The sequence below is a fragment of the Arthrobacter sp. H5 genome (assembly GCF_000520595.1).
Classification (GTDB): domain Bacteria; phylum Actinomycetota; class Actinomycetes; order Actinomycetales; family Micrococcaceae; genus Arthrobacter_D.
Window position 1 is genome coordinate 116642 of the sequence record NZ_KI914978.1, and the last position, 14485, is coordinate 131126.

Genomic DNA, 14485 nt, shown 5'->3' on the forward strand with positions numbered 1-14485 from the left:
AGGCCGATCTGGTCGACGAGGACCTTTCGAGGCGCCCGGAAGGCAGTATTGCTGCGTTCCACTATTTTGGAAACCGGGCGCAGGCGACCGAAGCGTCCGCGCGGGCGGTGCACCGTTCCCTCCACACTCAGGTGGTGGTGACAAGACTTCCAGCGGTTCTCGCTGCCCACACCGGCCTGGGCGTTCTCGCAGTGGCCACCGCCGGCCCTCTTGCACACCCGCGCTCCACAACCGGCTGAGACCACTGGCCTTGTCCACATAACCCGTCCATCCCGTCCCGCCACGGTGAGCCGAATCTACGCTGAACCCATGGCCAGACACCGATGGGCAACCGGGCCGCCCAGCCGGACATCCCATCGTCTCCCACGGGTTCTTGACGGCGGAACCCTGCCGCCGGAATCCGTCAGGCAGGGGAGTCCGCAGCAGCTTCCGGAGAGCATCTCAACTCCGGCGGAGCAGCCTCCGGCGCACCGCCGGTGGGTTCCGGCGCGCCGTGCCTGTCTCGTTTTGCTGGGGTTCGCTCTGACTGTGGGTTTTTGCCTGCTCGCAGTCAAAGGCAACGATGCCACGGAGGTGGTTTCAGTGGAACTCACATCGGCTGCCGAACCATCAGATTCGTCAACCCCTGACGGTTCCCCGGATGCTCCACCGGCCGGGGCTGATCCAGGCACGCCTGAGTCACTCGCCACGGAAGGTAGCCCAGCGATGCAGGGAGACACCCTTGTTGTACATGTAACGGGCGCGGTCAAGAAGCCCGGCATCATCGAAACACAAACCGGCGCCCGGGTTTTTGAGGTGCTTGAGCAGGCGGGAGGTGCCCTCCCCGACGCGGACCTCGCTGCCATCAATCTTGCTGCGGCAGTTGAAGACGGCCAGCAGATCCGCATTCCGCGCGCGGGCGAGGCGCCACCTGATCCAATGGCGCCGCCGGCGGCAGGCGAGCCCGGGGCAGGGGTTGGAGGAACAGTCAATCTTAATACCGCGAGTGCTGAAGAGTTGGAGGCGCTGCCTCGTGTAGGACCCGTCCTTGCAGCACGCATCATCGAATGGAGAGCCGGTCACGGTGCGTTTTCGCGCCCGGAGGATCTCGATGCGGTGCCCGGCATTGGTCCGGCGATGCTTGAAGCGCTCCTTCCCCTGGTGAGCGTCTGATGATTCAGGACAGGGCGCCCGACCGCAGGCGCTGGCAACAGTACGTCGGAGCCGCAGCCGGAGCGCAATCTGGTGCGTATCCGCAATCTCCAGGGCCGTCCAGCCCTGCGGAGGTGTTGTCCAGGCCTGCGCGTGCCTTCAGCTGGACGGCCGGTGGACTTTCCTCAGTCAGCAAACGCATCCAGCTGTCCTCCGGCGCCCGGCAATATCCCGAACCGCCAAGGATTACGGACCTTCGGCTGGTACCGGCTGCGGCGGCGGCGTGGATCGCTGCCGCACTCGTAACGCGGGTTGACGCCGGAGCGGCTCTCTGGGCCGGAATCCTACTCGCAGTGCTGGCAGCCGGTTGGGGTGGTGTTCTTGTTCTGGCGAAGCGGCTGCGGCGGACGGCCGTGCTCGTGGTGGTCTGCTCCGCAGTCGGAGCGATGGTTTGCCTGCCGGCGTCGGGTACCTTAGCCGCTCAGACCGCTGGTCCAGTCGCTGACGCAATCAGCTCCGGAGCGCACATCACGGCCGTACTCGTGGCCACCGGCGATGCGGGAGAGGCCGCCCCATCGAAGTTTGGCGGCGAGACCCGCTGGGTACTCGATGCCCGACTGGTCGAGGGCACCGGGAAGGGGGTGCGTTTTGAGGCCGGGACACCGGTGGTGGTGATCGGCCCGGGGGCCTGGTCGGCAGTGAAGATTGGTGACCACATCAACAGCGCGGGAAAACTTGTGGCGACAGGGCCCGGCGAACGCGCGGATGCCTTGTTCATCGCATCAACGCGGCCCCGGATCACTGCCACTGAGGGCGCAGCTGCGTCGCTGACGGGGCTACGCATGAAGTTTCTTGGTGTGGCAGCGGCAGTGGGCACGCCGGATGACGGATTGATGCCCGGGATGGTTATCGGTGATGAAACTCCGCTCGACAAATCCCTGCAGGAGAAAATGAGGATCACCGGGTTGACCCACCTGACGGCCGTTTCGGGTGCCAACTGCACCTATGTCCTCGCCTTTGTATTCATCGCAGCGCGGACCCTGCGTCTTCCGCGCGCCGTGGCGGCGGGCGCCGGCATCGTGGCACTGGTGGGGTTCGTCCTGCTGGTGCGTCCAGAGCCAAGTGTTCTTCGTGCAGCGGTGATGGGGTCCATCGGAGTGCTCGCGATTCTCACCGGCCGTGGCCGGCTCTCACTGACACTGCTTCTGCTCTCCATCACAGTGCTGCTCACGACGGACCCTTGGCTCCACGGGGAGTTTGGGTTCATACTCTCGGTCACGGCCACAGCGGCGCTGGTGCTCTTTGGGCCCTGGCTGGCTTACCGCTTGAGCCGATGGATGCCCCAGCGAATAGCGCAGTTGATAGCCGTCCCGGTGGCCGCGCAGGTCTTCTGTTCACCGGTCCTTGTACTCCTGCAGCCCGAACTGCCCCTCTACTCGGTGCCGGCAAACATCGCCGCTGCACCTGTGGTGCCGTTTGTCACGATACTGGGCATGGCTGCGGTGTTGCTTGTGGGTCTGTTTGCTCCGCTGAGCGCTCCGTTTGCCCTCGCCGCCGGATGGGGGGCTGCCTGGGTGGCATGGATAGCCCGCTTCTTCGCAGACGCACCGGCCGCTTCCATACCGTGGCAGGGGGGAATCATGGGGGCGGTCCTTACATCCCTGCTTTCCCTGGCGGTGGTCGCAGGTGTGGTGTGGGCCCCGAAACTGGCAAAGGTGTTCACGATGGTGCTGCGCGGGTCACGCCTCCCTTCCCTTGCCTGGATATCCAGTGGGTGCGTCCTTGGCCTGGCGGCGTCCCTGCTGCTCGCGCCGCTGGTGGCCCCGCCGCAACAGTCCTGGGTGGCTGCCGCCTGCGACGTGGGCCAGGGAGACGGTTTTGTGGTGCAGACCGCGGCCGGCGAGGCCATGGTCATCGATACCGGAGCGGACCCTGACGGGATGGATATATGTCTTGATCGGCTGGCGGTAACCACAGTGCCCCTCCTCGTAATAACACACCAGCACCTCGATCACTACGGCGGAACCGAGGGAGTTTTCAGAGATAGAACAGTGGGGCAGCTCCTGTATTCATCAACGGAGCCTGCACTTCCTCCGGAAGTGGGGGAACCGGCGCGGGAACATGGCATCGAACCGTTGCGTCTTACCGCAGGCGCCGAAGGAAGTATCGGCGCAGTGTCGTGGACGTCCCTGTGGCCACCGCCCGATACCAGGGCGCTGTCTGAGAATGACGCGTCCGCCGTACTGAAGGTCGATGTCCGGGTCAAGGACAACCGCACCGTGTCCATTCTCTTCACAGGGGACATCGAAGAGCAATCGGCTGCGGACCTGCTGAGGACCAATCCGCAGCTGTCTGTTGCCGGTGTCGACATCCTGAAGGTCTCTCATCACGGGGCACGCAATGGAGGTCTGGGGATCATTGAGTCAACCGACCCGTCGTTGGCCATGATTTCCGTTGGCCATGACAACGACTACGGACATCCGCACGCAGATATCGTGGGCAGTCTCGACGCTAACGGCGTGCCGACGGTACGCACCGATCTCCTGGGGACGTTCACTATCTCGCTCGAAGGAAACGCGCTCGAAGTACGCTCGCTCGGATGAATGGCTTGGACGCTGACCGGTCCCATGGCAGAGTTGACTCCCGGCCCAAGAACACAGGAGCATTGCCCATGAATCCGAAACCCACAGCAGCCGCAATGGACTGGCGCGGCGCGGCACCGGCTCCGATCGTGTTGCTGAGTGGCCCTGAAGATTACATCGCCTCACGCGCATTCGACACGATCAGATTGCGGGTCCGGGAAGCCGACCCGTCAGTCGATACCACCCGGATTGAAGCCGGCGGGTACGAGTCGGGAACGCTCACCCTGCTCGCCAGTCCCTCCCTCTTTGGCGAATCCAAGCTTATCGAGGCAGTGGGACTGGGACAGATGAACGACGCTTTCCTTCAGGATGCACTTAAATACGTCAATGACCCTGCACCCGACGTCGTCCTCGTGTTGCACCATGGCGGAGGTTCCCGTGGAAAGCGTCTGATCGACGCGCTCAAGTCGAGCGGTGCACCGGTGGTGGATTGTCAACCGTTGAAGAAGGACTCCGACAAGATGGATTTCGTGGCTGCGGAGTTCCGCCAGGCACGCCGTCGGATCGAAGCGGACGCGGTTCGTGCCCTGGTGGCGGCAGTCGGTTCGAGCCTCGCCGAACTCGCGGCGGCATGCCAACAACTCGTTGCCGACGGCGAGGGCAGTATTACGGCGGAGCTCGTCGAAAAGTACCACGGGGGCCGAGTCGAGGCGACCGGGTTCAAGGTGGCGGATGCTGCATTGGCCGGCAGGGGCGCACAGGCGCTGTCCATGCTGCGTCACGCTCTGGCCACGGGGGCGGATCCGGTTCCGGTCGTTGCAGCTTTGGCCATGAAAATGCGCTCAGTAGCCAAGGTCCATGGCCTGCGGGGGAGTTCCGCGCAGCTTGCCAAAGAGCTGTCGATGGCGCCATGGCAGGTCGACCAGGCGAGGCGGGAAGCGCAGCGATGGTCGCCGGAGGCCCTGAGTCACTGCATTCAGGTACTGGCCGAGACGGATGCGCAGGTGAAGGGTGCCTCGCGTGATCCTGTCTATGCCGTCGAACGGGCGGTTACCACAATTGCCCTCGCCGGAAGGAGCTAGACGGACCGAAGCCCGGTCGGCCTTGAGGGCAGGCAGTCGAGAAGGCAGGGAGTCAAGGTTGCCCACTTAAAAGTAGTGTGGCCGGACCCTCACGGGTCCGGCCACACTGCACCGCTGAGTTGGAAGCAACAAAATAGTGAAGCCCTCAGTGTGCGGGAAGCCTAAAGCGCGTTGACCTTCTTGGAGATCGCCGACTTGCGGTTCGCAGCGTTGTTCCTGTGGACAACGCCCTTGCTGACGGCTTTATCCAGCTTGCGGCTGGCGTTGCGCAGCGCCACTGAAGCGGCGTCTTTGTCGCTGGATTCCACGGCAGTGTTGACGGCGCGGATTGCGGTTTTGAGCTCGGACTTCACCGAGTTGTTGCGCTGACGTGCTTTCTCGTTGGTGAGAATGCGCTTTTTCTGGGACTTGATATTTGCCACGTATTTAGAACTTTCTTTGGTATTGCGGACTGGTCGTGAGGGAATTTCGGTTCCACCGTTGACTGAGCGGCGTGGGGATGCCGTGTGGAGATTGAACCAAAGTGCCCGTCGACCTGCTCGGACACACAGCTATACAGGCTACCAGAAAGCGGCGGATTAGTCGCAGCCGTCGTGTGCCCTGATTCATTGTGCATCCAGCGATCTGATGACCCGGTTGAAGGAGGTCTTGGGGAGGACTGCACCGATCCGGCGGATCCTGTCCGGGGCCACACGCACAATCCGCGCGACATTGACCTCGCTGGATCTGCCCTGCCGGTCCCATGCTCCGCGCCCGATGTCGACGTAGTCGGGATCGGAGCGGCTGCTGTTGGTCCGATCCCGCGACGTCAGCATCAGGCCCAGCAGATGCGAACCATCGCGGCCTATGAGGAGGACGGGTCTGTCCTTACCTTGAGTATGGTCTTCTTCGAAGGGAACCCACGTCCAGACAATTTCGCCCGGATCCGCCTGATCGTCACTGGCCGGCGAATAGCTCACTGCCGGTCTGCCGTCGAAATCACCCGGATAGTGGCCGTTGCGCGGCTTCGAGAGGCTGTACTTCCCTTGGGATCGGCTGAGCAGGCGCAGTGCCTGGCCTGCCTTGCGCAGTAGGGACCGGGCGTTCAGTGGCATGCTGCCAGCCTACGGCAGGCCGGGCAGCGCCGCCGCGATTCCGCCCGGGATAGCCCGGCGTGGGAGACTGTTAACCTGGGGCCTGACTGTCCAGCTGGTTCCCTCCCACCTGTCCTTGAAGATTGAGGTAACGAGTGTCACCCATGGCCCGCACCGCTCCGGTGCCCGCTGCCACGGATCCGGCGATCATTCGAAATTTTTGCATCATCGCCCATATCGATCACGGCAAGTCCACGCTCGCGGACAGGATGCTGCAGCTCACCGGGGTGGTGGAGCAGCGCGATATGAAAGCCCAGTATCTGGACCGCATGGACATTGAACGCGAACGCGGAATCACCATCAAGTCCCAGGCCGTCAGGCTGCCCTGGGAACTCGACGGAACCAGCTATGCGCTCAACATGATCGACACCCCCGGTCACGTCGATTTCACCTATGAGGTTTCCCGCTCGCTTGCGGCCTGCGAAGGCGCGGTGCTTCTGGTGGACGCTGCCCAGGGCATCGAAGCCCAGACTCTGGCCAACCTCTACCTGGCCATGGAAAATAACCTCACGATCATCCCGGTGCTGAACAAGATTGACCTTCCGGCCGCCCAGCCGGAGAAGTACGCTGCGGAACTTGCCAACCTGATCGGCGGCGATCCCGAGGACGTCCTCCGTGTATCCGGCAAAACCGGCGCTGGCGTCGAGGTACTGCTGGACAAGATCGTCCGCGATCTGCCCGCACCGCTGGGCGACCCCAATGCGCCGGCCCGCGCCATGATTTTCGATTCTGTCTATGACACCTACCGCGGCGTAGTCACCTACGTTCGAGTAGTTGATGGAATGCTGCATCCCCGCGAACGCATTCAGATGATGTCCACCCGCGCCAATCACGAACTCCTGGAGATCGGAGTAAGTTCGCCCGAGCCCACGCCCTCCAAGGGCCTTGGCGTCGGCGAAGTGGGTTACCTCATCACAGGTGTAAAGGACGTCCGTCAGTCCAAGGTCGGCGACACCGTCACCAACATGGCCAAGCCCGCCGCAGAGTCCCTGGGCGGATACGCAGACCCGAAGCCGATGGTCTTTTCCGGGCTGTACCCCTTAGACGGTACCGACTACCCGGTTCTGCGCGACGCACTGGACAGGCTCAAGCTCAATGACGCCGCGCTGGTGTATGAGCCGGAAACCTCGGCTGCCCTTGGATTCGGATTCCGAGTGGGCTTCCTTGGCCTCCTTCACCTTGAGATCATCAGGGAGCGGCTTGAACGGGAGTTCAACCTGGACTTGATCTCCACCGCACCCAATGTGGTGTACGAGGTCACGCTGGAGGATAAGAAGGTAGTGACCGTCACCAACCCCAGTGAGTATCCAATCGGCAAGGTGATGGAGGTTCGGGAGCCCATGGTGTCAGCCACCATCCTTGCGCCGAATGAGTTTGTTGGCGCAATTATGGAGCTATGCCAGCAGCGCCGCGGCCAGATGAAAGGGATGGATTACCTCTCCGAGGAGCGGGTTGAGCTTCGCTACCGTCTCCCGCTCGCCGAAATCGTGTTCGATTTCTTCGATCTGCTGAAATCCAAGACCCGCGGCTATGCGTCGCTTGACTGGAAGGCCGACGGGGAGCAGGTGGCCGACCTCGTCAAGGTCGATATTCTGCTTCAGGGCGAGCATGTGGACGCGTTCAGCGCCATTACCCACCGGGACAAGGCCTACGCCTACGGAGTGATGATGACGGGCAAGCTTCGCGAGCTCATCCCGCGGCAGCAGTTTGAAGTGCCCATCCAGGCCGCCATCGGATCGCGGATCATTGCGCGCGAAAGCATTCGCGCCATCCGCAAGGATGTGCTGGCCAAGTGCTACGGCGGGGACATCACCCGCAAGCGCAAGCTGCTGGAAAAGCAGAAGGAAGGTAAGAAGCGCATGAAGATGGTTGGACGAGTCGAAGTGCCGCAGGAAGCCTTCATCGCCGCGCTCTCGTCCGATGAGTCAAAGGACAAAGCCAAGAAGTGAGCGACTCGGACTCCCCACGGGGCGGCTGCTGTGCCTAGTGTTCTTCCCCTGGGCGATCCGGCTCCCGTGGATGGCCTGCTTCCGGGCTCCGCAGCCGTTGGTTCAGGGTCACGGCGCTTCGGTCTCTACGTACACATTCCGTTCTGTGCCGTGAGATGCGGGTACTGCGATTTCAATACCTACACGGCCACCGAACTGGGTGGCGGAGCCTCACAGGACCGGTATGCGGGAACAGTCTCCGCGGAACTCGAGCTGGCTGCCCGGGTCCTGACGGCCTCCGGCGTTCAGGACCGCAGGCTCAGCACCGTATTCTTCGGCGGCGGCACGCCCACGTTGCTGCCGGCCGGTGACCTGGGTGCTGTGCTGCGGGCCGCCGTCGGGCTGTGGGGTCTTGAGCCGGGAGCCGAAGTGACCACCGAGGCCAATCCAGACTCCGTCACGCAGCGCTCGCTTGCCGAGCTGGCGGAGGCCGGCTTCACCAGGGTGTCCTTCGGCATGCAGTCCGCCGTCCCTCATGTCCTGGCGGTACTGGACCGCACACATCAGCCTGACCGTGTTCCCCTGGCTGTTCAGTGGGCCCGCGAAGCAGGGCTGAAGGTGAGCCTTGACCTGATCTACGGAACGCCGGGGGAATCCCTGGCGGATTGGCAGCAGTCCATCGACCGGGCCCTTGAGCTTGTTCCCGACCACATCTCCGCGTACGCATTGATCATCGAGGATGGGACAAAGCTGGCTGCACGGATCCGCAGGGGAGAGGTGGCGGACATCGATGATGACGACCATGCGGAAAAGTACGCCATGGTCGACGCCGGGTTGCAGGCGGCGGGTATGCATTGGTACGAGGTCAGTAACTGGGCGCGCGCCGGCATAGACGAATGCAGGCACAACCTCGGTTACTGGCATGGCGATGACTGGTGGGGCGCCGGCCCGGGGGCACACTCGCATGTTGGGGGCGTGCGCTGGTGGAACGTCAAGCATCCCACGGCTTACGCGCAGCGGCTCGGCGACGGAGTCTCCCCGGCGGCCGGCCGGGAGACCCTGGATCCGTCAGCCAGGTATGTCGAAGACGTCATGCTGCGGGCACGGTTGAAAGAGGGTCTGGGCATTGCAAGTCTGCGGGACAGTGGCCGAAAGGCCGTCGCGGGGCTGATCGCTGATTCTCTGGTGGTGCCCAGCGAGGCCTTCGCCGGCCGGCTGGTGCTGACAGGTCGCGGCCGACTGTTGGCGGACGCTGTGGTGCATCGTTTACTGCCTGACTGAGGGTCCTAATGGAAGATGCGCAGATTCAATGCGTAGCGGTACGGGCGTCCACGGTTAACTTGAATTCCCGCAGCCACAGAGAACGAAGCCAGGGTCACCCAGATGAGCGCATTGACCACCGCAAAAAGACCGCCCACTCCGGGAATCAATGACAGGAGCAGGGCAACCAGTGCCAGGACACTCGGCGGGAACGTGAAATTGAAGGCTTCCTTGGACTCCTGCGCGGTGAACGGTCCACGGTCACGGAAGATCAGGAAGATTATCAGTGACGGTACGAAACCGAGGATACCCAGAAAGTGCGACAGCGTGGCCCATTGCCGGTCTTCAGACGCGGTGAGGGGCAGTGCATTGGCGTTGGTTCCCTGATATGCGGGATCCTGTCCCGTCCCGCTGCGTTGCGGCCTGGGATTGCGATGCTGTTCTGCGTTGTTGGGCAAGTGGAAATCCTTCATGCGTTGGGGCTCACCCGTGGTGCTTACATCCTAAGGGTACTGGGTTGGCCGGCAAACCGGAGACCCCCGGCGGCCGCGGGCACGGATTCCCACCCGTTCACACTGTTTCCTCCGTGGCCCCCGGCACAGTCAGGAAGTCAATGATTTCCTCCACCCGCCCCAACAGGGACGGCTCCAGGTCTGCGTAGCTGGACACGTTGACGAGGAGTCTCCGCCAGCCCGCCGCCACGTCTGCCTGGGTGGCGGAGGGCCATCCGAGTTGCCTCAGAATGCCCGTCTTCCAATCCTCACCGCGGTTAACGACTGGCCACTTGTCCACGCCGATGGCTGAGGGTTTGATCGCCTGCCAGACATCCACATAGGGATGACCCACAATCAGGACGTTCCCCGCAGCGCCTGGCACACGCAGCGCATCTGCCGCAATCCGGGCTTCCTTGCTGCCCGTCACCAGGTGGTCCACGAGGATCCCGAGCCGACGACGCGGGCCGGGAGCGAAATCGCGGATCGCCCCCGCGAGGTCGTCAATTCCATGGAGGGGTTCGACGACGATACCTTCCATCCGCAGGTCATCTCCCCAGACCTTTTCCACCAGTTCGGCATCATGCCGGCCTTCGACCCAGATGCGGCTTGCCCGGGCTGTACGCGCGCGCTGGCCAGACACCTTGACCGATCCTGAGGCGTTGCGCTGGTGGGCGGCAGCTGCCGGTGTCGCGGATGGAACCACTTCCACCGGGGAACCGTCCACGTGGAACCCAAAACCCAGCGGGAAGGAGCGTCGCCTGCCGCGCCGGTCCTCCAACACCATCACATGGATGCCGCCGGACTTCTCCGTCGCGGTGACTGCCCCCACCCAGCCGCTTTGCACGTCCTCAAGGACAAGTCCGTTATCTGCAGGCACTTTGGGAAGAACGGCGCGCTGTGGAGTGGCCAGATCCTGCGGTCCCCAGGGGTGGTTGGGCATGTTTCGTGACTCCCTTTGACTTCCCGCCCGGCGATTGCGGCCTGAGCGGATTCAATGCTAACAATCGGCGTGAACGTATTAGACTTGGCACTTAGGTGTGTTGAGTGCTAATCCGGCTGTGCCGTCGAAATCACCCGGGCAGCCCGGCACGTTGGGCCCCATACCGTTGAACAGCGATCGACGTATTGCTGCCGAACTGCGATCCGGAGGTGAGAATCATGAGTGAACCAAGACGGCTTGAAGTCCTGCGCGCAATTGTCGAGGACTATGTCCATTCACGGGAACCCGTCGGGTCCAAGGCTTTGGTGGAGCGGCATCAGTTGGGGGTCTCATCCGCAACCATCCGGAACGATATGGCGGTTCTGGAGGAAGAGGGCCTCATCGCGGCTCCCCACACCAGTTCGGGCCGCATCCCCACGGACAAGGGTTACCGTCTGTTTGTCGACCGCATAGCGGAGGTCAAGCCGCTTTCAGGACCGGAGAAGCGCGCCATCCAAGCACTCCTCGAAAGCGCCGAGGACCTGGACGACGTGATGGATCGAACGGTCAGGTTGCTCTCCCAGCTGACAAACCAGGTGGCAGTGGTCCAGTACCCCCATCTGGGCAAGGACGCCGTGCGCCACATCGAATTTGTGTTGCTTGCACCTGTCCGCATTCTCGTGGTCTTGATCACCACCAGCGGCGCGGTTCAACAACGCGTTGTCCCGATGCCTGAGGCGGTGCAGGAGAGCGAACTTTCGGACCTCCGTCAACGGCTTCTGAGCAGCGTGGCAGGAGTCCGGCTCGGCAGCCTTCCCCAGGAGCTGGCTGCCTTTGTGTCCGCCCTGCCCGCGCGGTCACGTGCTGTGGGAAAAACCCTTGCGCACAGCCTGGAGCAACTGGCCGGCATCAACCGGGAGGATCGGATGGTGATGGCAGGGACGGCCAACCTGGCCCGGTCAACGGTCGACTTCCCGCTCAGCATCGGTCCTGTGCTTGAAGCGTTGGAGGAACAGGTGGTTATGCTGCGGCTGCTTTCCGAGATGAAGCAGGACGTTCTCGGCGTTTCAGTCCGGATCGGCCGGGAAAATCCTTACGGCGGGCTGGCCGAGGCCTCGGTCATTGCAACCGGATACGGGCCCGACTCGTTGGCCAAGGTGGGCATACTCGGACCAACACGGATGGACTATCCCACCACCATGGCCGCGGTCCGCGCCGTTGCCCGGTATTTGTCCCGCATTCTCGACGATTCTTAGCCGGTCAACCGGTGTTTGTTTCAACAACCAGAGCCGTTTGACACGGTGAGCAATACAGGAAGTGATGTGCAGGAGTGAGTAATCACTACGAAGTTCTCGGCGTGGCGCGCAATGCGAGCGGCGAGGAAATCAAGAAGGCCTACCGGAAGCTGGCGCGCAAGCTGCACCCGGATGTCAATACCGCCCCCACAGCGGCCGATGAGTTCAAGCTGGTGACCCGCGCCTACGAGGTCCTGTCGGATCCGCAGAAGCGCCGGGTCTATGACACAACCGGCAACGAGAACGGCACGGACAACGGTTACGGCTCCGGATACGCGGGCTCCGGGTTCGCGTTCCAGGATATTTTCGAGACCTTTTTCGGCGGTGGAGGTCCCAGCGGACCCCCATCGCGGACGCGCCGCGGCCAGGATGCTCTCATCAACGTCCGGATCGACCTGGTGGACGCCGTCTTTGGCAGCAACACAAAGATCGACGTCGAGACCGCCGCTGTCTGTCCCACCTGCGACGGTTCCTGCTGCCAGCCCGGCACATCCCCGAAAACCTGCGACATTTGCGGCGGCTCGGGCCAGGTGCAACGGGCTGTGAGGTCGATCCTTGGCCAGGTGATGACCAGCGCGGCGTGCGGATCCTGCCAGGGCTTCGGAACGGTCATACCCAATCCATGCGGGGAATGCGGTGGAGACGGCCGGGTGCGCAGCCGCAGGACGCTGACAATAAAGGTTCCCGCAGGCGTTGCCACCGGAACCCGTATCCAGTTGGCGGGACAGGGTGAAGCCGGTATGGCGGGCGGACCGCAGGGGGATCTGTACGTTGAAATTCGGGTCAACAATGACCCCACCTTCCTGCGCGAGGGTGATGACCTGCATGCAACTCTTTCGGTACCGATGGCTGCGGCCGCGCTGGGCACCAACGTCAACATGGCAAGCTTCGATGGTGACCGGGAAGTCACGATCAAGCCGGGTACGCAGGCGGGCGAGGTCATGACGCTTCGTGGTCTCGGTGTCACGCATCTGAGGGGCTATGGCAGGGGAGATCTACTGATCCACCTGCATGTCGAAACCCCCCGCGGCGTCGATCCCGCGCAGGAGGAACTGTTGCGCAGGCTCGCGGAGCTTCGCAGTGAGGAGTTCACCGACGGGCAGTTGGCAAGCAGCGGATCCGGTGTGTTCGCCAGGCTGCGCGAGCGGCTCGGCAACCTTTAGGCGTGACAAACCAGTCCTTCCTCGCTGATCCTGCGGAGGTTCAGGCAGCGCAAGTGGGCAGCTCCTTCCTGCTGACCGGCCCCGAGGCCAGGCATGCCGGAACCGTGAAGAGAATGGCACCCGGGGAGTTGATGGACGTTGTCGACGGATTAGGGCACAGACTGACGGGCAGGGTGGAAACCACGGGCAGCAGTGCCGTGTCACTGACCGTCTTGTCAGTGGGTTTTGAGCCGCGGCACTCCGGGAGGCTGGTGCTGGTCCAGGGATTGGCGAAAGGGGACCGCAGCGAGCTCGCAATCGAAGCGGCCACCGAGCTGGGTGTCGACGGCGTTCTTCCGTGGCAGGCCGACCGGAGCATTGCGCGGTGGCGGCACGACAAAACGGTGAAGGGGCGCCAAAAGTGGGAGGCCACCGTTCGCGGTGCTGCCAAACAGTCACGCCGGGCGTGGATTCCGGACGTTCTGGAACCGCGCAACAGCAAGGAGCTTGTCGGGTGGTTGGAGGCGGCAGACCTTGCTGTGGTACTTCACGAGGAGGCTCAGTGGCCGTTGTCCCGGTGTTTCACTGAAGCGCCGGCGGCCGCGCACAGTGGGGTGATCGCCGTCGTCGTTGGTCCGGAGGGCGGTATCAGCCCCCAGGAGATTGCAGCATTTGAATCTGCGGGGGCCGTAACTGCCACACTTGGTGCCAACGTATTACGTGCTTCGACAGCCGGCCCCGCTGCACTCGCGCTGCTCAATCATCTGCTTGGCCGCTGGTAGGCCCATCAGCGGATGGTAATGGCCTTGGTGTCCTTATGAAGCTCTACGGCCGGGCTGCCCTCGGCCGTATCGTAAACGCTGATGAGGTATGGACCGGGTTGCAGCGCAATGGTGAACTCGAACACGCCTGTTGATCCAGCGGGCGCATCGATATCGACCATGCCTTTCTTCACCATGTCGCCCGCTTCGCCGTCGTCATCCAGATGATCTATCCGCCAGGTCAGTTTGGAATCGCCGGAGAAGCCGCTGCCTTGGACCACCACCGTGGACTGGTCCCTCATGACATCTTCCTGGGGGTTGATGATCCAGACGGGAGCTGCGGCGCGCGGGTCACGGAGGAGCTCCGTGCCTAGCTCAACCCGGCCGAAGGCGTTGTAGCCGGCCTCTCCGTCAACGAGCACAACAACGCTGCTGGGACTGCCGCCGGCGATCAGCCCCGAGTTGGCAGCTGCGGCCGTGGCAGTGTAGACGAGTTGCTGCACAGCCGGGACCGCAAGATCCGCACTGACACCGGCTGCGAACGCATCTGAGGAAATATCAACGGTGATGACGTTGCCAGGGGAGATCGATGTGCTTACCGACCCTGCTTCCTGCCATGGACTGAAATAGTCGTCGTCCAACGGCCTGCTGCTGGTCATAGTCCACACCGCGGCGGCGATGGGATCGCCCGAGGACTCGGCGGGAAGAAACTCCCGGTAGAGCTGGACGCTGTCGCCGCTGTCACCCAGCCAGTAGAC

Annotated in this window: 13 protein-coding genes and 1 pseudogene; 9 read left to right on the forward strand and 5 right to left on the reverse strand. The window is 63.0% G+C overall.

The window, feature by feature from the left end; all coding sequences use genetic code 11:
* The 4 genes and pseudogenes from Y708_RS29545 to holA form a co-directional block, all read left to right on the forward strand.
* Positions 1–239 (forward strand): annotated as a pseudogene (locus Y708_RS29545) (fatty acid-binding protein DegV); the annotation flags it as partial.
* Between the two features lie 70 nt (positions 240–309).
* On the forward strand, positions 310–1152 hold the full coding sequence (locus tag Y708_RS27285) for a ComEA family DNA-binding protein (protein ID WP_051478465.1): 843 nt from the start codon (positions 310–312) through the stop codon (positions 1150–1152).
* Positions 1153–1265: 113 nt separating this feature from the next.
* Complete coding sequence (locus tag Y708_RS0102330) at positions 1266–3734, forward strand: ComEC/Rec2 family competence protein (RefSeq protein ID WP_216699711.1); 2469 nt, start codon at positions 1266–1268, stop codon at positions 3732–3734.
* Between the two features lie 68 nt (positions 3735–3802).
* The gene (gene holA / locus Y708_RS0102335; protein ID WP_028278668.1) at positions 3803–4795 is read left to right on the forward strand and encodes a DNA polymerase III subunit delta; all 993 of its coding nucleotides are present in this window, start codon (positions 3803–3805) and stop codon (positions 4793–4795) included.
* A 161-nt stretch (positions 4796–4956) separates the two neighbouring features.
* Here holA and rpsT read toward each other — a convergent pair whose 3' ends face one another.
* Together rpsT and Y708_RS22385 are read right to left on the reverse strand one after the other, a co-directional pair.
* Positions 4957–5217 (reverse strand): 30S ribosomal protein S20, encoded by a 261-nt coding sequence (gene rpsT, locus Y708_RS0102340; RefSeq protein WP_028278669.1) that lies wholly within the window; start codon positions 5215–5217, stop codon positions 4957–4959.
* 183 nt (positions 5218–5400) lie between these two features.
* Positions 5401–5889 (reverse strand): type II toxin-antitoxin system PemK/MazF family toxin, encoded by a 489-nt coding sequence (locus Y708_RS22385; protein WP_035775005.1) that lies wholly within the window; start codon positions 5887–5889, stop codon positions 5401–5403.
* Between the two features lie 134 nt (positions 5890–6023).
* Here Y708_RS22385 and lepA point away from each other — a divergent pair, with 134 nt between their 5' ends.
* Together lepA and hemW are read left to right on the forward strand one after the other, a co-directional pair.
* Positions 6024–7877, forward strand: a complete 1854-nt coding sequence (gene lepA, locus Y708_RS0102350; RefSeq protein ID WP_028278670.1) for a translation elongation factor 4 — start codon at positions 6024–6026, stop codon at positions 7875–7877.
* A gap of 30 nt (positions 7878–7907) precedes the next feature.
* On the forward strand, positions 7908–9137 hold the full coding sequence (hemW, locus tag Y708_RS0102355; protein ID WP_028278671.1) for a radical SAM family heme chaperone HemW: 1230 nt from the start codon (positions 7908–7910) through the stop codon (positions 9135–9137).
* 5 nt (positions 9138–9142) lie between these two features.
* On the opposite strand, the gene Y708_RS0102360 is transcribed toward hemW, so the two are convergent.
* On the reverse strand, positions 9143–9574 hold the full coding sequence (locus tag Y708_RS0102360; protein WP_028278672.1) for a DUF4870 domain-containing protein: 432 nt from the start codon (positions 9572–9574) through the stop codon (positions 9143–9145).
* Between the two features lie 112 nt (positions 9575–9686).
* On the reverse strand, positions 9687–10550 hold the full coding sequence (locus tag Y708_RS0102365) for a DUF3097 domain-containing protein (RefSeq protein ID WP_028278673.1): 864 nt from the start codon (positions 10548–10550) through the stop codon (positions 9687–9689).
* Between the two features lie 218 nt (positions 10551–10768).
* Here Y708_RS0102365 and hrcA point away from each other — a divergent pair, with 218 nt between their 5' ends.
* The 3 genes from hrcA to Y708_RS0102380 all read left to right on the forward strand — a co-directional run bounded on the left by hrcA (position 10769) and on the right by Y708_RS0102380 (position 13748).
* Positions 10769–11785 carry a heat-inducible transcriptional repressor HrcA gene (hrcA, locus tag Y708_RS0102370; protein ID WP_028278674.1) on the forward strand — a complete coding sequence of 339 codons (1017 nt, stop codon included), beginning with the start codon at positions 10769–10771 and terminating at the stop codon, positions 11783–11785.
* 74 nt (positions 11786–11859) lie between these two features.
* Positions 11860–12987, forward strand: a complete 1128-nt coding sequence (gene dnaJ, locus Y708_RS0102375) for a molecular chaperone DnaJ (protein ID WP_028278675.1) — start codon at positions 11860–11862, stop codon at positions 12985–12987.
* Between the two features lie 2 nt (positions 12988–12989).
* A complete protein-coding gene (locus tag Y708_RS0102380; RefSeq protein ID WP_028278676.1) occupies positions 12990–13748 on the forward strand; it encodes a 16S rRNA (uracil(1498)-N(3))-methyltransferase in 759 nt (252 codons plus the stop codon).
* 5 nt (positions 13749–13753) lie between these two features.
* On the opposite strand, the gene Y708_RS0102385 is transcribed toward Y708_RS0102380, so the two are convergent.
* Positions 13754–14485: GerMN domain-containing protein (locus tag Y708_RS0102385; RefSeq protein ID WP_028278677.1), on the reverse strand; the 732-nt coding region annotated here is incomplete at its 5' end.